Source organism: Burkholderia sp. Bp8994, from assembly GCF_003853805.1.
Classification (GTDB): Bacteria; Pseudomonadota; Gammaproteobacteria; order Burkholderiales; family Burkholderiaceae; genus Burkholderia.
The window spans coordinates 218,834-238,376 of sequence record NZ_QTQH01000001.1 but is presented as its reverse complement, the minus strand read 5'-3'; the positions used below and the strand labels follow the sequence as shown (position 1 = coordinate 238,376).

General features: G+C 68.7%; 14 protein-coding genes. 9 read left to right on the top strand and 5 right to left on the bottom strand.

Translation table 11 applies throughout. The features are described from left to right. Window positions 1–132: 132 nt before the first annotated feature. Complete coding sequence (locus DIE04_RS01030; protein ID WP_124519516.1) at window positions 133–1,785, top strand: IclR family transcriptional regulator; 1,653 nt, start codon at window positions 133–135, stop codon at window positions 1,783–1,785. An 848-nt stretch (window positions 1,786–2,633) separates the two neighbouring features. Here the strand turns inward: DIE04_RS01030 and DIE04_RS01020 are convergent. Further along, a complete protein-coding gene (locus tag DIE04_RS01020) occupies window positions 2,634–3,116 on the bottom strand; it encodes an Lrp/AsnC family transcriptional regulator (protein ID WP_124519633.1) in 483 nt (160 codons plus the stop codon). 283 nt (window positions 3,117–3,399) lie between these two features. Between DIE04_RS01020 and DIE04_RS01015 the strand changes: the two genes are divergently transcribed. Beyond that, entirely contained in the window at window positions 3,400–4,047 is a 648-nt protein-coding gene (locus DIE04_RS01015) for a LysE family translocator (protein WP_124484905.1), read from the top strand. A 91-nt stretch (window positions 4,048–4,138) separates the two neighbouring features. Then, a complete protein-coding gene (locus DIE04_RS01010) occupies window positions 4,139–4,570 on the top strand; it encodes a YqaA family protein (protein ID WP_124519518.1) in 432 nt (143 codons plus the stop codon). Between the two features lie 118 nt (window positions 4,571–4,688). Here DIE04_RS01010 and DIE04_RS01005 read toward each other — a convergent pair whose 3' ends face one another. Further along, entirely contained in the window at window positions 4,689–6,341 is a 1,653-nt protein-coding gene (locus DIE04_RS01005; RefSeq protein ID WP_124484907.1) for an acyl-CoA synthetase, read from the bottom strand. A gap of 196 nt (window positions 6,342–6,537) precedes the next feature. Here DIE04_RS01005 and DIE04_RS01000 point away from each other — a divergent pair, with 196 nt between their 5' ends. From DIE04_RS01000 to DIE04_RS00975, 6 genes are all read left to right on the top strand, one after another. Then, the gene (locus DIE04_RS01000) at window positions 6,538–7,317 is read left to right on the top strand and encodes a Crp/Fnr family transcriptional regulator (RefSeq protein ID WP_124519635.1); all 780 of its coding nucleotides are present in this window, start codon (window positions 6,538–6,540) and stop codon (window positions 7,315–7,317) included. A 239-nt stretch (window positions 7,318–7,556) separates the two neighbouring features. Then, window positions 7,557–10,724: an efflux RND transporter permease subunit gene (locus tag DIE04_RS00995; protein WP_124519637.1), complete on the top strand. Its 3,168-nt coding sequence runs from the start codon at window positions 7,557–7,559 to the stop codon at window positions 10,722–10,724. 28 nt (window positions 10,725–10,752) lie between these two features. Beyond that, the gene (locus DIE04_RS00990; RefSeq protein ID WP_124519522.1) at window positions 10,753–11,985 is read left to right on the top strand and encodes an efflux RND transporter periplasmic adaptor subunit; all 1,233 of its coding nucleotides are present in this window, start codon (window positions 10,753–10,755) and stop codon (window positions 11,983–11,985) included. A gap of 5 nt (window positions 11,986–11,990) precedes the next feature. Then, complete coding sequence (locus DIE04_RS00985; RefSeq protein ID WP_124519905.1) at window positions 11,991–13,481, top strand: efflux transporter outer membrane subunit; 1,491 nt, start codon at window positions 11,991–11,993, stop codon at window positions 13,479–13,481. 21 nt (window positions 13,482–13,502) lie between these two features. Then, window positions 13,503–14,198, top strand: coding sequence for a heavy metal response regulator transcription factor (locus tag DIE04_RS00980; protein ID WP_044843022.1), 696 nt, complete (start codon window positions 13,503–13,505; stop codon window positions 14,196–14,198). Further along, window positions 14,195–15,643, top strand: coding sequence for a heavy metal sensor histidine kinase (locus tag DIE04_RS00975; protein ID WP_124519639.1), 1,449 nt, complete (start codon window positions 14,195–14,197; stop codon window positions 15,641–15,643). Before DIE04_RS00980 ends, DIE04_RS00975 begins: the two co-directional genes overlap by 4 nt. A gap of 72 nt (window positions 15,644–15,715) precedes the next feature. On the opposite strand, the gene DIE04_RS00970 is transcribed toward DIE04_RS00975, so the two are convergent. The 3 genes from DIE04_RS00970 to DIE04_RS00960 all read right to left on the bottom strand — a co-directional run bounded on the left by DIE04_RS00970 (window position 15,716) and on the right by DIE04_RS00960 (window position 19,542). After that, complete coding sequence (locus DIE04_RS00970; protein ID WP_044843148.1) at window positions 15,716–16,756, bottom strand: helix-turn-helix domain-containing protein; 1,041 nt, start codon at window positions 16,754–16,756, stop codon at window positions 15,716–15,718. Window positions 16,757–16,900: 144 nt separating this feature from the next. Continuing rightward, window positions 16,901–18,427 carry an amidase gene (locus DIE04_RS00965; protein ID WP_124519641.1) on the bottom strand — a complete coding sequence of 509 codons (1,527 nt, stop codon included), beginning with the start codon at window positions 18,425–18,427 and terminating at the stop codon, window positions 16,901–16,903. Between the two features lie 56 nt (window positions 18,428–18,483). Next, entirely contained in the window at window positions 18,484–19,542 is a 1,059-nt protein-coding gene (locus DIE04_RS00960) for a phenylacetaldoxime dehydratase family protein (protein ID WP_124519525.1), read from the bottom strand. Between the last annotated feature and the right edge of the window lies 1 nt (window position 19,543).

Below are 19,543 nucleotides of genomic sequence, written 5' to 3'. Positions count from 1 at the left end.
ATCATCTTCCCGCGCCGATTATTTGTCAATGACAAAGTCGCTTGCTATTGTTTAATACGGGTAAACCTGCGGGCTGGCGCGTCAAATGGCGTCGGATACCATGCGGGGTTTCGTCAATGGAAGAATCATCGCGTGCAGAACCACGAAGTCAGCGCAGACGACGCGCCACCCAAGGCGCAGCGCGGGATCCAGAGCGTCGAGGTCGGCGGCCGGCTGCTCGACGCGCTCGCGCGCCGGCGCAAGCCGCTCGGGCTGTCGGAGCTGGCGGCCGCGGCCGACCTGTCGACCGCGCAGGCGCACACCTATCTCGTCAGCCTGACGCGGCTCGCGCTCGTGAAGCGCGACGCGCTCACCGGCAACTACGAGCCGGGGCCGCTGTCGCTGCGGCTCGGGCTGATGTCGATCGAGCGCCAGCCGGCCTATCGCGCGGCGCTGCCGCACGCGGCGCGGCTCGCGGAAGCGGTCGGCCTGAGCGTCGCGCTGTCGGTGCCGGGCGCGCTCGGGCCCACGATCGTGCGCATCGAGCACGGCGGCTATCCGCTGCACGTGAACCTGCACGTCGGATCCGTCATGTCGCTCGACACGACGGCGACCGGCCGGGTGTTCCGCGCGTTCGGCGACCCCGCCCAGCTCGACGCGATGGCGGCCAGCCAGGCCGGCGCCGGCGCCACGCTCGCCGGCGCGGAAGGCGACCAGCCCCCGTCCGACGCCCGCGCGTGGCAGGCCGAACTCGACGCGATCCGTGCGCGCGGGATCGAGCGCGGCGTGGATCGGCCGAGCCCCGGCGTCAGCGCGATGTGCGTGCCAGTGCTGGACGCGGACGGCCGCCTGCAACTCGCGTTGACGGTGATCGGTTCGAGCGGCTCCATCGATGTCGGCTGGGACGGCCCGATCGCGACGGCGCTGCGCGATGCGGCGCGGCAAGCCACCGCGGCGCTCGACGCGGGACGCGACGCACCGCCGGTCGCGCCGGGCATGCCGCCGGCCACGCAGCGCATGCCGCCCGCGCTCGCCGACGACACGAAGGCGCAGCGCGGCATCAACGCGCTCGACAGCACGGGCGAGTTGCTGCTCGCGCTCGTCTCGGCGGGCCGTGCGCTGCCGTTGCGCGATCTCGCGGCAGCCGCCGGCATGCCGGCCGCGAAGGCGTTTCCGCACCTCGTGAGCCTGCAGAAGATCGGCCTGCTGAGCCGCGACGACGCGGGCTGCTTCGGCGGCGGGCCGCTCGCGCAGGCGCTCGGCCTGATCGCGATGCAGCGCGTGTCGCCGACGCGCGATGCGGAAGCCGAAATCGTCGCGCTGGCGGCCGCGACCGACCTGAGCGTGGCCGCGGCGACGCTCGGGCCGCTCGGGCCGACCGTGATCCGTCTCGAGGAATCGGCGCGGCCGCAGCACGTGAGCCTTCAGGTCGGCACGGTGATGTCGCTCGTGAATACGGCGATCGGGCGGATTTTCGCGGCCGGCATGTCCGACGACGTGCTGGCCGGCCTGCTGGCCGACGAGCCGGTGCGCCTCGCAGGCCGCGCGACGCAGGTCGACGACGCGTTCCGCGCGCGGCTCGCGACGATCCGCGCGGACGAACTCGATTTCGCATTCGATGCGCCGGTGCCGGGCATCGGGACGATCGCCGCGCCCGTGTTCGATCACACCGGCAGCATCCGGCTCGTGATTGCGATCATCGGCTCGTCGCGCGGCTTCCCGCGCGGGCCGCACAGCGAACTCGCGCATACGCTGCTCGCCGCGGCGCGCCGCCTGTCGTGGCGCTTCGGGTGGATCGGCGGGTAATCGCCGCCCCGCTGCCGCGCCCGTTCTCGTCGCCCCGCTTTCCGTTTTCGCCCGTCAATGCGAGGCCGCGCTCGCCGCGGTCTCGTCACGCCTGCCCGCCACGCAGAAGGTGGCGCAGCTCATGTTGCGCGGCAGCAACATAAATTGTCAGTAATTCTCATATAACGAAATCGCATTTCACAAGACGGTGACGTTTCTTTATGATTAGGGTTATCCCTAACTCGCCACCTACATGGGGCTTCGTCATGCAAACGTCTAATGTCTCCGATCGTTCCACCCAATCCGCTGGCTGGCTCGCACGTGTCGGCGAGCTGCTTGCAGAAGCATGGGCACTGCACCTCGAGAACTGCGCAGTCATCGCTGAAGCGCACGCACGCCTGCCGCGCTGAGCGCGGCGCCCGGCCGCCAGCCGGCCACGCGCTATCTCCATCCGTCTGATGCGCCTTGCGGGGACGCGCGCCGAAAGGCCGCCGCGTCCGGCACGAGGCGCCGGACGGAAGTCGCAAAAAAAGGGCGCATACCCTCGATGGCATGGTGCTCACGCGCTGTGAGCACGGTCGCAGCGATGTCGATACGCGGATGCCGGTCCCGACGAACTTGTCGGCACGGTGTTGATCGCAGCTTCCCGGAATGTCCGGCCGCTGCGTAGCCGATGCATGCCCGCTGCGCGCCACGCGCCGGGCCTGGCCGTCACGGAAGATTCATCCGTTTTCCCGCCGCGCGGGCACGGCCTGCCGGTATCCGGCTCCGGGCCGCGCGCAACGGGCGCGACAGCCCGCTTCCCACCCTTCTCCAGCACCGCCGCGAACCGCGTCGTCACGACGCCGCGCGGCGCGTCGCCCCCGTCTTCACACCTGAATCGACGGCACGTCTTTCATGCACCGCAGCGCGAACATCGAGCGGCTGTGGCGAATGCTCGAAATCCTGTACAGCTTCTCGCGCAGGAAGCGTTCGTAGCCGGCCGTGCCGTCCACCGCGACCTTGATCCAGTAGTCGTATTCGCCCGATACGAGGTAGGCCTCGAGCACTTCGGGCAGTGCCGCGAGTTCGGCGCCGAAACGCGCGAGCGCATCGTCCTCGTGGCGATCGAGGGTGACTTCGAGGATCACGATGTCCGCGTAGCCGAGCATGCGCTGGTTGACCAGCGCGACGTAGCCGTCGATGTAACCGTCGAGTTCGAGCTGCCGCGTGCGGTTCCAGCAGGCGGTGGTCGACATGCCGATCTGTTCGGCCAGTTCGGCGTTCGACAGGCGCGCATTTTTTTGCAGTGCACCGAGGATCTTGCGGTCCTGGTTGTCGAGGGTTTTCGGCGTGCGTTCGCGGATAGCCATGACAGGAAGAATCTTCTACAGAAAATCCGCATTCTATCCGAACAGGCTTCCGGTTTCGGGTGCGTTTTACTGGAAAACAGGAAGCCTTTTAACCGGCCGGCTTGATACATTTTCTCCATGCCTGGTGTCCGGCACGCTCCCTGCGACAACCCCTTCGCACCGGGACGCCTGGCCGCAATCACGAGTTGCGGCGCAGGACACGCAGGCATGCAACGTCCCGCCCCCCGCGCGCCTACCCGGTCGCACGGGCCGGCGCCTGATCCTCCGTTTCCGCACTCCCGTCATGTCGTTCAGGCTTTATCTGTCGTTCCTCGCTGCGTCCGCCGTCCTCATCTACGCCCCCGGCCCCGTCAACCTCCTCACGATGAACCAGGCATTGCGCGCCGGCTGGCGCCGCGCGCTGCCGTGCGTCTGGGGCGGCACGCTCGCCGTGCTGCTGCAGCTCGCGCTTACAGCGCTGTGCCTGAATTCGCTGGTTCACCTCGACGAGCACGCGCTGACCGTGCTGCGCTGGGCCGGCGCCGCCTACCTCGTATGGCTCGGCTGCAAGCAATGGCTCGGCCGGGCGCCGGTCACCGCGCCCGCCGCGTCGACGGACGCCGGCAACACGGCACCCGACGACACCGCCACCGGACGCGCGCTGTTCTGGCGCGGCGTCGCCACCTCCGGCCTGAACCCGAAGACGCTGCTGTTCTTTCCGTCGTTCTTTCCGCAGTTCATCGTCCCGGATCCCGACTGGAGCCTGAACGCGCAATTCCTGCTGCTCGCGGCGAGCTTCGCGCTGCTGTTCGCCGGCGGCGTCGCGTCGATGGCGCTGTTCTCGCACCGGCTGAGCCGTGCGCTGCAGCGGCCGGCGCGGATGCGCGCGATGAATCGCGTGACGGGCGGGCTGCTGGTCGGGATGGGCGCGATCATGGTCGGATGGAACTGAGCGGCCGCCTGAGCGCGTGACGTCGCGCGCTGCGGCGCGCGCCACCCCACGCCGGCCGACGCGCGGCCGGTACGACCAGTACAATCGCGCGATGTCCGAACTGCTCACTTACGGCGGCCTGTTCGCCGTGTCGATGGTCGCCGCGACCCTGTTGCCGCTCCAGTCCGAAGCCGTGCTTGCGGGCCTGCTGCTCGCCGGGCGCGAACCGGTGTGGGCGCTGGTGCTGGTGGCGAGCGTCGGCAACGTCGCGGGCGCGGCGATCAACTGGACACTCGGCCGCGGCATCGAGCACTTCCGCGACCGCCGCTGGTTTCCGGTGAAACCGGCCGCGCTCGCGCGCGCCGAGGGCTGGTATCGGCGCTATGGCCGCTGGTCGCTGCTGCTGAGCTGGGCGCCGGTGATCGGCGACCCGCTGACGATGATCGCCGGCGTGCTGCGCGAGCCGCTGCCGACCTTCGTCGCGATCGTGACGATCGCGAAGGTCGGGCGGTATCTGGCGATCGCGTGGCTCGTCGTGCCTTGACGCCTTGACGCCTTGACGCCTTGACGCCTTGACGCCTTGACGCCTTGACGCCTTGACGCCTTGACGCCTTGACGCATTCACGTATCAAGGCGTCCGCCCGCACGACGCCCCGTCGACGTTACTTCTTGTCTCCCGCCAGGTCGATCGCCTTGTCCGATCCGACCGCGTTGCGCAGCTGGAATTTCTGGATCTTGCCGGTCGACGTCTTCGGCAGCTCGCCGAAGCGCACGACCTTCGGCACCTTGAAACCCGCGAGCAACTGCCGGCAGTGGGCGACGATCTCCGCCTCGGTCGCGCTCGCGCCTTCGCGCAGCTCGACGAACGCGCACGGCACCTCGCCCCACTTCGGGTCGGGCATTGCGACCACCGCCGCGACCGCGACGGCCGGATGCCGGTACAGCGCATCCTCGACCTCGATGCTCGAGATGTTCTCGCCGCCCGAAATGATGATGTCCTTGCGGCGATCCTTGATGCGGATGTAGCCGTCCGGCGTCAGCACGCCGAGATCGCCCGTATGGAACCAGCCGCCGTGGAACGCTTCCTCCGTCGCGTGCGGGTTCTTCAGGTAGCCCTTCATGCAGATGTTGCCGCGGAACATGATCTCGCCGAGCGTCTCGCCGTCGGCCGGCACCGGCGTCATCGTGTCCGGATCGAGCACCGTCGCGCCCGCTTCCAGGTGATAGCGCACGCCCTGCCGCGCATTGAGCCGCGCGCGCTCGTCGTCGGGCAGCTCGTCCCAGTGCGCCTGCTTCGCGCAGACGGTCGCCGGGCCATAGACCTCGGTCAATCCGTACACGTGCAGCAGGTCGAAGCCGATCTCCTTCATCTTCGCGATCACGGCCGGCGCGGGCGCGGCACCGGCGACCATCGCGTGCACCGTGTGATCGATGCCGGCGCGCAACTCGGCCGGCGCATTCGCGATCGCGCTCTGTACGATCGGCGCGCCGCAGTAATGCGTGATGCGCTCGCGGCGGATCAGGTCGAACACCGTCTTCGCGTCGAACTTGCGCAGGCACACGTTCACGCCCGCGCGCGCCGCGACGGCCCACGGGAAGCACCAGCCGTTGCAGTGGAACATCGGCAGCGTCCACAGATACACCGCGTGCTTCGGCATGTCCCATTCGAGGATGTTGCTGATCGCCGCGAGATACGCGCCGCGATGGTGATACACGACGCCCTTCGGGTCGCCCGTCGTGCCGGACGTGTAGTTCAGCGCGATCGCCTCCCACTCGTCGGCGGGCGGCGTCCATGCGTAGTCGGGGTCGCCGCCCGCGACGAACGCCTCGTAGTCGGTCGCGCCCGCGAAGCGCGCGGGGTCGGCCGGCATCGCATCGGCAACGCTGACGATCTTCAGGCCCGGCACTTCGAGCGCCGCGCGATGCGCGAGCTCCGCGTATTCGGTGTCGACGATCAGCACCTTCGCCTCGCCGTGACGCAGCATGAACAGCACCGATGAAATGTCGAGCCGCGTGTTGATCGTGTTGAGCACGGCGCCGGCCATCGGCACGCCGAAGTGCGCCTCGACCATCGCCGGGATGTTCGGCAGCAGCGCGGCCACCGTCTCGCCGCGCGCGACGCCGGCCCGCGCGAGCGCGCTCGCGAGCTGCTTCGCCCGCGTGTAGGTCTCGCCCCACGTGCGCCGCACGTCGCCGTGCACGATCGCGAGGCGCGCGCCGTAGACTTCGGCCGCACGGACCAGAAAGTCGATCGGCGTGAGCGGCACGTAGTTGGCATCGCGGCGGCCGAGTCCGGCCTCGAACATCTGCGTCATGATCCTGTCTCCCGTTTTCTGTCGACCGGCGCGTGCGTCGGCCTCGTATCCGGCAAGTGTGCATGCACCCCGACCGGTCTTGATGTGGTTCAATTGCCGACAGCCTAACGGGCGCTATTGTGAGCCGTCTGTCATCGAAACGACAGAGTGCCTCATGAGCGCTGCGCGTTATCCCTATCCTCGCAAACCCGCATCCATGCACGACCACCTCGTTGCGCCGCCCGACGCGGCCGCCGCCGCTGTCAGCCCGCCGGCCAGCCCGCCGGCCGACACGCCGCTCGAACCGGGCCCGTTGCCCGCCCTGTCCGTGCTGTTCGGCCAGTGCGCGTGGTTCCGCGCGCTGGCGCCGGAACACCAGGCGCTCGTGCTCGCGCAGTCGCGCGCCGAGCAGCACGAGGCCGGCGACGTGATCGCGCAGCGGCTCGCACCGTCCGAATACTGGATCGGCGTGCATCGCGGGTTGCTGAAGCTCGCGATCTTCAACGCGTCGGGGCGCGGCTGCACGTTTTCCGGCGTGCCGTCGGGCGGCTGGTTCGGCGAAGGCAGCGTGATCAAGCGCGAGCTGCGCAAGTACGAAGTCGTCGCCGTCCAGCGCTCGATCGTGCTGTTCGTCCCGGTCGACACGTTCCATGCGCTGCTCGACACGAGCCTGCCGTTCACGCGCTTCGTGATCCACCAGTTGAACAACCGGATGGGCGAGTTCATCGCGTCGATCCAGAACAGCCGGCTGCTCGATGTCGACGCGCGCGTCGCACAGGCGCTCGCGCAGCTGTTCAACCCCGCGCTGTACCCGGACACCGGCCCGTCGCTCGCGATCTCGCAGGAGGAACTGGGAATGCTCGTCGGCGTGTCGCGGCAGCGGATCAACCAGGCGTTGCAGCAACTCGAGAAACTCGGCGTGCTGCGGCTCGCGTACAACCAGATCGAAGTCGTCGACCTGGCCGCGCTCGCGCAGGTCGGGATGGAACAGATCTGAGCGACGCCCGATGAACGGAAGCGTCGCTGCTGCGGCATGCGCGTGCGGTGCGGCGGCCTTTTTCGGGCATCGGCGTCCGCGCGCGTTTTCATCCGATCAATCGGCCTGAAGTCGCCTCGGTCGCCGCGCGCCGAACCTGACAAATCCGCCAGTTTCGTGTCAGTGACTCGTTCAGCCCCGACGCCTATCATTCGGGTTCCCCTCACCGCCGCCTGATCACCGCCTGTCCCGCCGCCTCCATGTGGATCGTCAATCTCGCGCTCAGGCGCCCCTACACGTTCATCGTGATGGCCATCATGATCGTGCTGGCCACCCCGCTCGCGCTGATGCGCACGCCTGTCGACGTCCTGCCGGCGGTCAACATTCCCGTCATCAGCGTGATCTGGAATTACACCGGCTTCTCCGCGAAGGAGATGACCAACCGCATCACGGCCGTCCATGAACGGATCCTCACGACGACCGTCAACAACATCCAGCACATCGAGTCGACGTCGCTGCCGGGCATCGCGGTCGTGAAGGTGTTCCTGCAACCCGGCGCGAACGTGCAGACCGCGATCGCGCAGACGGTCTCGTCCGCGCAGGCGATCGTGCGGCAGATGCCGCAGGGCGCGACGCCGCCGCTCGTGATCACCTATTCGGCGTCGAGCATCCCGGTGATCCAGCTCGGGCTGTCGAGCAAGACGCTCAGCGAACAGTCGCTCGCCGACATCGCGCTCAACTTCCTGCGGCCGCAACTGATCACGATCCCGGGCGCGCAGATCCCGTTTCCGTACGGCGGCCGCACGCGCGTGGTCGCGATCGACCTCGATCCGCAGGCGCTGCTCGCGAAGGGCCTCACGCCCGCCGACATCGTCAACGCGGTCAACGCGCAGAACCTCGTGCTGCCGACCGGCACCGCGAAGATGGGCCAGACCGAATACCGGATCGACACGAACGCGTCGGCCGACACGGTCGCGGACATCAACGGCCTGCCGGTCCAGACCGTCAACGGCGCGACGACCTACCTGCGCGAGGTCGCGTCGGTGCGCGACGGCTTCGCGCCGCAAACGAACGTCGTGCGCCAGAACGGCCAGCGCGGCGTGCTGATGTCGATCCTGAAGACCGGCGACGCGTCGACGCTGAAGGTCGTGTCGGACCTGAAGGCACTGCTGCCGAAGGTGATCCCGACGCTGCCCGAAGGACTCACGATCACGCCGCTGTTCGACCAGTCGGTGTTCGTCAACGCCGCCGTGCAGGGCGTGATCCACGAGGCGCTGATCGCCGCCGTGCTGACCGCGATGATGATCCTGCTGTTCCTCGGCAACTGGCGCAGCACGCTGATCATCGCGATCTCGATTCCGCTGTCGATCTTCACGTCGCTGATCGCACTCTCCGCGCTCGGCGAGACGATCAACATCATGACGCTCGGCGGCCTCGCACTCGCGGTCGGGATCCTGGTCGACGACGCGACCGTCACGATCGAGAACATCGAGCGGCACCTGCATCTCGGTACGAATCTGCACGACGCGATCCTCGAAGGCGCGGGCGAGATCGCGGTGCCCGCGTTCGTGTCGACGCTGTGCATCTGCATCGTGTTCGTGCCGATGTTCTTCCTGACGGGCGTCGCGCGCTTCCTGTTCGTGCCGCTCGCCGAAGCCGTGGTGTTCGCGATGCTCGCGTCCTACGTGCTGTCGCGCACGCTCGTGCCGACGCTGGCGATGCTGCTGTTCCGCCCGCAGCAGGCCACGAGCGGCCCCGATCATGCGACGTCGCGGTTCGCGCGCCTCCATCACGCGTTCAACGCCGCGTTCGAGCGGCTACGCGCGTGGTACATCGTGCTGCTCAGCATGCTGCTGGTGCGCCGCCGCTTCTACGCGACGTGCTTCCTCGGCTTCTGCGTGCTGTCGACCGGCCTCGTGTTCGTGCTCGGCCGCGACTTCTTCCCGAACGCCGATTCCGGCAACCTGCGGCTGCACATGCGCGCGCCGACCGGCTACCGGATCGAGGAGACCGCGCGCCTTGCCGACCAGGTCGAGCGCGTGATCCGCGAAACCGTGCCGGCGGACGAGCTCGGCGCGATCGTCGACAACCTCGGGCTGCCGGTGAGCGGCATCAACCTGTCGTACAGCAATGCCGGCACGATCGGCACGCTCGACGGCGAACTGATGATCGCGCTGAAGCCTGGCCACCGCGCGACCGCGCACTACGTGCAGACGCTGCGCACGCTGCTGCCGCAGCGCTTCCCGGGCGTCGAGTTCTTCTTCCAGCCGTCGGACATCATCACGCAGATCCTCAACTTCGGTCAGCCCGCCGCGATCGACGTGCAGGTGCTCGGCAACGATCTCGCGAGTAACATGGCTATCGCGAGCAGCCTGATGAAGAAGATCAGGCAAATCCCCGGCACCGTCGACGTGCACGTACTGCAGCGCAACGACGAACCGACCCTGGTGGCCGACATGGACCGTACGCGCATGCAGCAGCTCAGCCTCTCCGCGCAGAACGTCGCGCAGAACATGCTGATCTCGCTGTCCGGCAGTTCCCAGACGACCCCGTCGTTCTGGATCAATCCGCGCTCGGGCGTCCAGTACCCGCTGCAGATCCAGACCCCGCAATACAGCATCGCGTCGATCGACGACCTGCTCGGCACGCCGATTTCCGCGAGCGGGCGCACCGGCATGCCGCTGCAATTGCTCGGCAACCTCGTGCAGATCCATCCCGTCGCGAACCCGGCGGTGATCACGCACTACAACATCCGCCCGGCGATCGACCTGTACGTGAGCGTCGAGGGCCGCGACCTCGGCTCGGTCGCGGGCGCGATCGACCGCATCGTGTCCGACGCGCGCGCGACGCTGCCGCGCGGCACCGACCTGTCGGTGCGCGGCCAGGTCGAGACGATGCGCACGTCGTACCTCGGCCTCGGCGCGGGCGTCGCGATGGCGATCGTGCTCGTCTACCTGCTGATCGTCGTGAATTTCCAGTCGTGGCTCGATCCGCTGATCATCATCAGCGCGATGCCGGCCGCGCTCGCCGGCATCGCGTGGATGCTGTTCATCACCGGCACGCACCTGAGCGTGCCCGCGCTGACGGGCGCGATCATGACGGTGGGCGTCGCGACCGCCAACAGCATCCTGGTCGTGTCGTTCGCGCGCCAGCGCCTCGCGACCGGCGCGCCGCCGCTCACGGCCGCACTGGAGGCCGGCGCGACGCGGATCCGCCCGGTGCTGATGACGGCGCTCGCGATGATCATCGGGATGGTGCCGATGGCGCTCGGTCTCGGCGAAGGCGCCGAGCAGAACGCGCCGCTCGGCCGCGCGGTGATCGGCGGCCTGCTGTTCGCCACCGTTTCGACGCTGCTGTTCGTGCCGCTCGTGTTCGGCGGCGTGCATGCGCGGCTGGCCCGCCGGCGCGCGCGCCCGGCCGGACACTGACTTTCTAGCCTATCGACCCGGTCAATTCATGGAAGAGAAACATCACAGCTCCGTCGGCATCCAGGTGGACGAACACGGCATGCACCTGCCGACGCGCACGTCGGTGTCGCGGCGCGGGCGGGTCGTCCTGATCGTGATCGGCGTGCTGCTGGCCGCGGGCGCCGCGCGCACGATCGTCGTCAACGTGCTGAACCGGAATCACCTCGACGCGGTGGCCGAGCAGAACACGCGCCAGTACGTGAGCGTCGTGCATCCGGTCGACGCGGCCACCGGCGGCAAGCTGGCGCTGCCCGGCACGCTGCGCGGCTTCGTCGAAGCGCCGATCTACGCGCGTGCGAGCGGCTACGTGCTGCGCTGGCAGGCCGACATCGGCGCGCACGTGAAGCAGGGGCAGCTGCTCGCCGAACTCGACACGCCCGAGCTGAACCAGGAACTCGCGCAGGCCACCGCGCAGCGCCAGCAGGCGCAGGCCGCGCTCGCGCTCGCGAAGACGTCGTTCGACCGCGCGCAGCAGCTGCGCCAGCGCGATGCGGTGTCGCAGCAGGAACTCGACGACCGGCAAGGCGCGTTCAACCAGGGCACCGCGAACCTCGCGGCGGCCGATGCGAACATGCGCCGGCTCACCGAGCTGAAAGGCTTCCAGCGCATCGTCGCGCCGATCGACGGGATCGTCACGCAGCGCAACGTCGACGTCGGCGACCTCGTCAATTCCGGCAACGCGGGCCGCGCACTGTTCACGGTCGTGCAGGCCGACCGGCTGCGCCTGTACGTGCAGGTGCCGCAGGCTTATGCGCAGCAGGTGAAGGTCGGCCAGCGCGTGAGCGTCGCGCAGGCAGAACTGCCCGGCCAGACCTTCGACGGCACCATCACGCGCACGTCCCAGGCGATCGACGTCGCGACGCGCTCGCTGCAGATCGAGATCACGCTGCCGAACCCGGACGGGCGGCTGCTGCCCGGCGCATACGTGCAGGCGACCCTGCCGATGACGCCGGTCGGCCGCCTGCAGATTCCGGCCAACACGCTGCTGTTCCGGGCCGAAGGGCCGACGGTCGCGACCGTCGACGCGAACGGCCAGGTGCGCCTGAAGGCGGTGACGGTCGCGCGCACGATCGGGCAGACGCTCGAAGTCGACGGCCCGCTGACGCCGCACGACCGCCTCGTCGCGAACCCGAGCGATGCGCTCGCGAACGGCGACACCGTGATCGTGCAGGCGCCGCCGGTCGTGAAGCCGGCCTCCGCGGCCGCGGGAGCGCAGTCGTGAGCGCGCTGCGCGCCTGCCTGCCCCCCGCAGCGGTCGTGGCCGTCGTCGCGGTCGCGACGCTCGCCGGCTGTACGGTCGGCCCCGACTACCGGCGCCCCGCCGTCGAGACGCCCGCCGCGTGGCGGCTCGACCCGGCCGACGCTTACTGGCACCCGGCCGCGCCGGCCCGTGCGCCGCTCGACCCGGCGTGGTGGACCGCGTTCGGCGACGCGCAGCTCGACGCGCTCGAAACCGACGCGCTGCGCGACAACCAGAACCTGAAGGCCGTCGCCGCGCGCTACGACCAGGCGAAGGCGACGCTCGCATCGGTCGCGTCCGCGCAGTATCCGGCCGTCGGCCTGAACGCGAGCGGCCAGCGCTTCAAGATCTCCGCCGACCGGCCGCAGACCAACTACGCGACGAAGAGCATGTCGACCGTGCAGAACGACATCCAGGTCGCCGCGAGCGTCAGCTACGAACTCGACCTGTTCGGCCGCGTGCGGCGCAGCGTCGAATCCGCGCAGGCCAGCTCCGAGCAGGCGCGCGACGATTTCGCGAACGCGCGCCTGGTGCTGAGCGCCGATCTCGCATCGAGCTACTTCGCGCTGCGCGAACTCGACACCGAGATCGACGTCGTCAGGCGTTCGATCGACCTGCAGCAAAAGGCGCTCGACTACGTGAGCGCGCGCCACGACCTCGGCGCGGTGTCCGGCCTCGACCTGCTGCAGCAGCGCGCGCAACTCGACGCGACGCGCACGCAGGCGCAGTTGCTGATCCAGCAGCGCGCTCAGGTCGAGACGGCGATCGCGACGCTGGTCGGCACGCCGGCCCCCGCGTTCTCGCTGCCGCTGCGCGTGGCGCCGATCAACGCGCCCGCGCTGCCGACCGGGATGCCGAGCGACCTGCTGCAGCGCCGGCCCGACGTCGCATCGGCCGAGCGCGCGATGGCCGCGGCGAACGCGCAGATCGGCGTCGCGCGCGCCGCGTATTTCCCGCGCATCGCGCTGTCGCCGGACCTCGGCTGGGACGCGACGCGCTTCTCCGGCCTGTTCACCGTGCCGGCGCTGCTGTGGTCGATCGGCGCGTCGGTCAGCCAGCCGCTGTTCGAAGGCGGCAAGCTGAAGGCCGGCGTCGATTTCGCGCAGGCGGGCTACGTCGCCGCGCAGGCCAATTACCGGCAGACCGTGCTCACCGCGTTCCAGGAGGTGCAGAATGCGGTGACGGGCCTGTCGGTGCTGGCCGAGGCCGCGCAGCAGGCGTCGGCGGCCGTCGACGACGCGCGCAAGCTCGTGTCGCTCGCGCAGGACCGCTATGCGGGCGGCCTGACGCCGTTCATCGACGTGCTGACGGCCCAGCAGCAGTTGCTGACGAGCGAGCGCCAGGCCGTGCAGATCCAGGGCCAGCGCGCGGCGCTCGTGGTGTTTCTTGCGAAGGCGCTCGGCGGCGGCTGGGACGGCGCCACGCCGACCGACGTCGCGGCGGCCGGCCCGCAACCCGCCACGAGCGTCACTCCCTAACCCGGTTACGCGGACCCACCCATGAAAGTCCTGATCGTCGAAGACGAACCGAAAGTCGTCGAATACCTGAAGAGCGGCCTGAGCGAGGAAGGCTGGGTCGTCGACACCGCGCTCGACGGCGAAGACGGCGCGTGGAAGGCCGTCGAATTCGACTACGACGTGGTCGTGCTCGACGTGATGCTGCCGAAGCTCGACGGCTTCGGCGTGCTGCGCGCGTTGCGCGCGCAGAAGCAGACGCCCGTGATCATGCTGACCGCGCGCGACCGCGTCGACGATCGCGTGCGGGGCTTGCGCGGCGGCGCCGACGACTACCTGACCAAGCCCTTCTCGTTCCTCGAGCTGATCGAGCGGCTGCGCGCGCTGACGCGCCGCGCGCGCGTGCAGGAATCGACGCTGATCTCGATCGGCGACCTGCGCGTCGACCTGATCGGCCGGCGCGCGACCCGCGACGGCACACGCCTCGACCTGACCGCGCAGGAATTCCAGCTGCTCGGCGTGCTCGCGCGGCGCAGCGGCGAGGTGCTGTCGAAAACGACGATTGCCGAACTCGTGTGGGACGTGAACTTCGACAGCAACGCGAACGTCGTCGAGACGGCGATCAAGCGCCTGCGCGCGAAACTCGACGGCCCGTTCGCGGAGAAGCTGCTGCATACGATCCGCGGCATGGGCTACGTGCTCGAGGCGCGCGAGGACGGCGACGCGGAGCGGCACGCATGAAACGCTCGATCACCCTGCGCCTGTCGGCGATGTTCGGCATCGTGTCGCTGCTCGTGTTCACGCTGGTCGGCTGCGGGCTGTTCGTGATGATGGAGCGCCAGCTGCTCGCCGAACTGCGTGCGACGATCGACACGCGCGCGAAGGTCGCGCAGATGATCGTGTCGCACGCGACCACGGCCGCGCGCGGCCGCCTGATGCAGGAAAAGCTCGCCGACCTCGAACCGCCCGACGGGTCGACGCGCTACCAGGTCGACAGCCCCGACGCCGACTTCCGCTTCGGCCGTCCGGTCGACGGCGTGCCCGTCGGCGAACCGTTCGGCGCGTTCCAGCAGTACGCGCTGAACCACAGCAGCTACGACGTGATGACGAAGACCGTCCCGATCGCAGGCAGCGGCGAGCGCCCCGACCTGAAGCTGATCGTCGCGTCGTCGTGCGAGCGCACGCAGCGCATGCTGCGTCGTTTCGCGTGGACACTCGCTGCGCTGATCGCGATCGCCACCGTCATCACGCTGCTGCTGAGCCGCGCGGTCGCACGCTTCGGGCTCGCGCCGCTCGAACGGATGTCGCAGGACGCCGCGGCCATCGGCGCCACCGACCGCCGCCAGCGGCTGCACACCGACGCGCTGCCGACCGAGCTGCGCGATCTCGCCGCGTCGTTCAACGGCGCGCTCGAACGCATCCAGCAGACCTACGCGCGGCTCGAGGCGTTCAATGCGGACGTCGCGCACGAGCTGCGCACGCCGATCAGCATCCTGATCGGACAGACCCAGGTCGCGCTGACGAGCCGCGACCGCTCGGTCGACCGGATGCGCCAGACGCTGCAGTCGAACCTCGAGGAATTCGAACGGTTGCGCGTGATCATCAACGACATGCTGTTCCTGTCGCGCAGCGATCGCGGCGAACGCGCGACCGACCTGAAGCACGTGTCGCTCGCCGACGAAGTGCGCCGCATGCTCGACTTCCTCGAGATTCCGCTCGACGAAGCGCAGTTGCGCGCCGAACTGCACGGCGATGCGCGCGCGGCCGTCGACCCGTCGCTGTTCCGCCGCGCGATGACCAACCTGCTGATCAACGCGATCCAGCATTCGGCGCCTGGCGCGACGCTGAACGTGACGATCACGCCGCGCGATACGCTCGTCGACGTGTCGGTCGCCAACCCCGGCGAGCCGATCGACCCGGTGCAGCGCGCGCACGTGTTCGAGCGCTTCTACCGGCTCGAGGAAGCGCGCGCGAACAGCAAGGAGAATCACGGGCTCGGGCTGTCGATCGTCAAGGCCGTCGCGGAGATGCACGGCGGCAGCGTGTTCGTCGCATGCGCGGGCGGCGTCAATACGTTCGGCTTCTCGGTGTCGACGCAACCGGGAAGCAGCGGCCCGCTGCGCGCGGCCGACGCCGGCGACCCGCACGCGCTGCGGCCTGCGCACGCGCCGCGCGCGATGCATTGACGGCGGCCGCGCCTGTCGAAGTCCAGCCGCTTCCGATCGCCGCGTGCCCGCCACGGACGCGCCCGGGACGCGTCACGCGCGTGGCTTGCTGCCCTGCTCGCGCCACGCCCGCGGCGACATCGCGAACCGCTCGCGAAACACGCGACTGAAATGCGACATGTCGTTGAATCCCCAGCGCAACGCGATGTCGGACACGCGCAGCACCGCGCATTGCGGATTCACGAGATCCTGCGCGCACCGTTCGAGCCGCAGGTTCCATACGTAACGCATCAGCGACGTGTTCTCGGCCTCGAACAGCTTGTTGATGTACCGCGACGAAATCCCGATCGACCGCTCGATCATCAGCGGGTTCAGCTCCGGGTCGTGCAGGTGCTCGAGCAGATGCCGCTTCACACGCGTCAGCGTCAACGCCTTCATCCTCGACTGCGCGAGGTCGTTGCGCTGCATGCCCCCGAGCGTCATCGCGATCAGCGAGATCGCGGTATCCGACAACTGCCGCATCTCGTCCTCGGTCACGCTACCGATCTGCGACGACATCTGCTCGAGAAACGCGCGCATGACGCTGCCGACGCCCTCGCCGGTTTGCGTCGGGCTGGCCGTGCGGTGTTCCATCCCGACGACGAGCTGGTTCAGCGTCGTGCGGGGAATGCTGACGACGATCTCGCGCCACGACTGGCCGAACTGCAGGTGGTGCGGCCGTGTCGCGTCGTAGATCGCGAAATCCCCGGGGTGCAGCGTGACGATCTTGCCGTCCTGCTCGACCGATTGGCTGCCCTCGAGCATCAACACGCCGAAATACTTGTCCTCATACTCGCTGCGCGCCTGCCGATACCGCCGGATCACGGCCTGCTCGCTCGCGTGGATTTCCGAGATTCGCATCTTTTCGCATTTGCGCTGTCGCACCTGGCCGAAGAAATCGTCCTTCTGCACGGCCGCGATCTGCACGTCCGCGAACAGGCGCAGAATCGTCTCGCGCCAGAATTCGATACGCTGGCTGAGCGAGCCTTCGGTCGCCACCTCGATGGCCGAATTCGTCCGCTCATCCGGCGGGCTGTCGGACGCCGGGCCGGGCGCGTCGCCGCTTGCGGCGCGCGCGATAGGACGCATCGTCATGGTCGTGCCCCACATGGGTTAGCAAACACGCAGCCGGTAGCGTGCCCGTTCAAAAGCGCATTGTCCAATCGATCGCCGTGTACGCCGCGTTGCCGGTCGGACCGGCACGCGGCGCGGCGGCGATGCGCTACCGCTCCGGACATGTCATGCGAATGTCGTCTGCCGCCAGTCGGAAGACTGCTCATACGCATAGGCGCAGCGGTAGAGCGTCGCCTCGTCGAAGCGGCGCCCGACCAGTTGCAGCCCGATCGGCAGTTCGTCGGCCATCCCGCACGGCAGCGACATGGCCGGATGCCCGGACACGTCGAACGGCGCGGTATTCGCGAGCATCTCGAACGCCCGCGTCAGCGACTCGGACATCGCGCAACCGGGCTCCGGCAGTTTCGACGCGCGCATCGGTACGGTCGGCATCACCAATACGTCGTACGACTGCAGCGCCGCGTCGTAAGCCGATCGCAAGCGCCGCGCGAGGTTCTGGCACTTCGCGTAGTAGCGCCCGCGATACCGGCTCGTGAAATATTCGCCGAGCAGCATCGTCACCTTCACGGTATCCGGCAACTCGTCGGCGCGCTCGCGCCAGCCCGCGTGATGATCGATCATGCCGGTCACGTACAGGCCGCCCCAGTTGAAACCGTGACTGTTGCCCTTCATCATCTGCTGCGTCGCCCCCTCGGCCGCGATCGGCAGCCAGATCGCGGTGCCGGCCGCATGCAGCGGCACCGACACCTCTTCGACGCTCGCGCCCAGCTTGCGCAACCGGTGCGCGGCGACCAGCACGGCCTCGTCGACCACTTTCTCCGAATTCGCGAGCCCGAACGCCTCGCGCAGAATGCCGATCCGCAGGCCTGCGATGCCGTCGCGGATCCCTCCGAGATAGTCGGTGCGCGGCGGCAACGCCCGCTGGCGCGGATCAAGCCCGTCGTCGCCCGCGATGACATCAAGCAGCAGCGCGTTGTCGAGCACGGTGCTCGTCATCGGCCCCAGATGATCGACGGTCGCCTCGATCGGCATCGCGCCGGTGTAGGGCACGAGCCCGTGCGTCGGCTTCATCCCGTAGACGCCGCAATAGGCGGACGGGATCCTGACCGAACCGCCCTGGTCGCCGCCGAGCGCCATGTCGACCTCGCCGCTCGCGACCAGCGCGCCGCTGCCGGACGACGAGCCGCCGGACGAGTGCCCGGCCTTGCGCGGATTGTGCACCGGCCCCGACGCGCTCGTGTGCGAGCCGCCGGAAAAACAGTAGTACTCGCAGGTCGCCTTGCCGGCGATCGTGCCGCCGGCGTCGAGTACGCGCGTGACGACGGTCGCATCGATATCGGGCACGTAGCCCTCGAACGTGCTCGAGCCATTGCGCATCGGCACGCCGGCGACGCAGATGTTGTCTTTCACGGCCACCGTCTTGCCGCGCAGCTTGCCGTCGGCGGCGCCGTGGATCGTGCTCTTGCGCGCCCAGGCGCCGTACCGGTTCTCGTCGCCTTCCGGGCGGTAGCCGGGCGTGCGCGGATACGCGACGACGGGCAGATAGTCGGGCAGCGCGTCGATCGCGTCGTACGCGTCGAAGTTCGCCTGCAGCGCCTCGTCGTATTCGGCGAGTTGGCGGGAATCGACATGAAAGCCGAAACCGGCTGCAATGTCGGACAGTTGTTCGCGGGTCGGGCGTTTGATGGCCATCGACGTTCTCCAGTTCGGTAAGCGGCACCGCCGGCCCCCGGCGGTGCCGGCGGGATTCAGCGGGCGATGGCGACGGCGTCGCGCATGAGCCCCGTGCGCGGATGGCAGTTCACGTATTCGTAGACCTGATGCCTGGCGTCGAAGACGGAAACCTCGTGATACAGCCGCAGTTTCGACAGCCCGGTGACGACGCGGAAGAACGTGACGAAGATCCGCAGGTGCGTCGGATGGGATTCGGCCCAGCGCTCGAGGCGGTCGAGCGAGCGCCAGTGGCCGATGTTGTAGCTCTCGTCTAGCACGTTGCCGTCGAGATCGATCGAGCGCACGTAGCGATTGCTGTAGCAGCCGACGTCCGTGCCGTTGTCGCGCAGGAATTCCATTCCGCTGCGCAGCGTCGGCTCGATCTCCTCGAGATACAGTCGGCGCTCGTCGTGCTCGGCCGCACGCCAGTCCTGACCGGATCGAATCAGCGCGATGTTGTCGTGGGCCAGTACGACCACGCGGCCACCTCGGGCCGGATCGCCCTCGACGATGCGCAGCTCGCCGTCCGCGCGCATCCAGTCCGTCTGCGAGATCGGGAACCGGTCGCGCATCGATCCCCAGTAGCCGTGCTCCTCGATCTCGCCGCTGACGCCGTCCATGATCGCGCCGACGCCCGGGAAATCGCTCGTGAATGCGTAAAGCGTCTCGAACTGCTCGGCGCGCGGCGCGACGATTTCCCGGAAGTAGCCGATCCCGTCCGCGAGGCGCGCGTCGGAGGCCCACCATTCGACGAGTGCCGGCGACGCGATCCAGCGCGCATACGCGGCCGGATCGCGCCAGTAGCCGACGGCAATCAGGTTCTCGTAGCCCTGGTCGTCGGTGTGTTGCGTCAGATCGAAGTTGTTCGGCCCGTCCTGCGCACCGAAATCGGCGACGATCCGGCGCAACGCGGCCAGTGCCGTGGCGCGCTTGTCGGCGCCGCGATACTGCACGCCGAAATAGCCCATCACGACCTGGCTCAAGTCTTCGGCGGCCCGGGCGACGTACATCGGGAACGGCGGCTGGTAATCGTCGGCGACGCGGCGCGACAGCGTCCGCGGGCAGATCAGGTGTTTGTCGATGGCGGATTCCATG

What these genes read in the sequence shown, in the direction of transcription:
- DIE04_RS01020 (WP_124519633.1), bottom strand. Translation starts at nt 3,116, where the DNA reads ATGGCTATCCGCGAACGCACGCCGAAAACCCTCGACAACCAGGACCGC.
- DIE04_RS01015 (WP_124484905.1), top strand. Translation starts at nt 3,400, where the DNA reads ATGTCGTTCAGGCTTTATCTGTCGTTCCTCGCTGCGTCCGCCGTCCTC.
- DIE04_RS01010 (WP_124519518.1), top strand. Translation starts at nt 4,139, where the DNA reads ATGTCCGAACTGCTCACTTACGGCGGCCTGTTCGCCGTGTCGATGGTC.
- DIE04_RS01005 (WP_124484907.1), bottom strand. Translation starts at nt 6,341, where the DNA reads ATGACGCAGATGTTCGAGGCCGGACTCGGCCGCCGCGATGCCAACTAC.
- DIE04_RS01000 (WP_124519635.1), top strand. Translation starts at nt 6,538, where the DNA reads ATGCACGACCACCTCGTTGCGCCGCCCGACGCGGCCGCCGCCGCTGTC.
- DIE04_RS00995 (WP_124519637.1), top strand. Translation starts at nt 7,557, where the DNA reads ATGTGGATCGTCAATCTCGCGCTCAGGCGCCCCTACACGTTCATCGTG.
- DIE04_RS00990 (WP_124519522.1), top strand. Translation starts at nt 10,753, where the DNA reads ATGGAAGAGAAACATCACAGCTCCGTCGGCATCCAGGTGGACGAACAC.
- DIE04_RS00980 (WP_044843022.1), top strand. Translation starts at nt 13,503, where the DNA reads ATGAAAGTCCTGATCGTCGAAGACGAACCGAAAGTCGTCGAATACCTG.
- DIE04_RS00975 (WP_124519639.1), top strand. Translation starts at nt 14,195, where the DNA reads ATGAAACGCTCGATCACCCTGCGCCTGTCGGCGATGTTCGGCATCGTG.
- DIE04_RS00970 (WP_044843148.1), bottom strand. Translation starts at nt 16,756, where the DNA reads ATGACGATGCGTCCTATCGCGCGCGCCGCAAGCGGCGACGCGCCCGGC.
- DIE04_RS00965 (WP_124519641.1), bottom strand. Translation starts at nt 18,427, where the DNA reads ATGGCCATCAAACGCCCGACCCGCGAACAACTGTCCGACATTGCAGCC.
- DIE04_RS00960 (WP_124519525.1), bottom strand. Translation starts at nt 19,542, where the DNA reads ATGGAATCCGCCATCGACAAACACCTGATCTGCCCGCGGACGCTGTCG.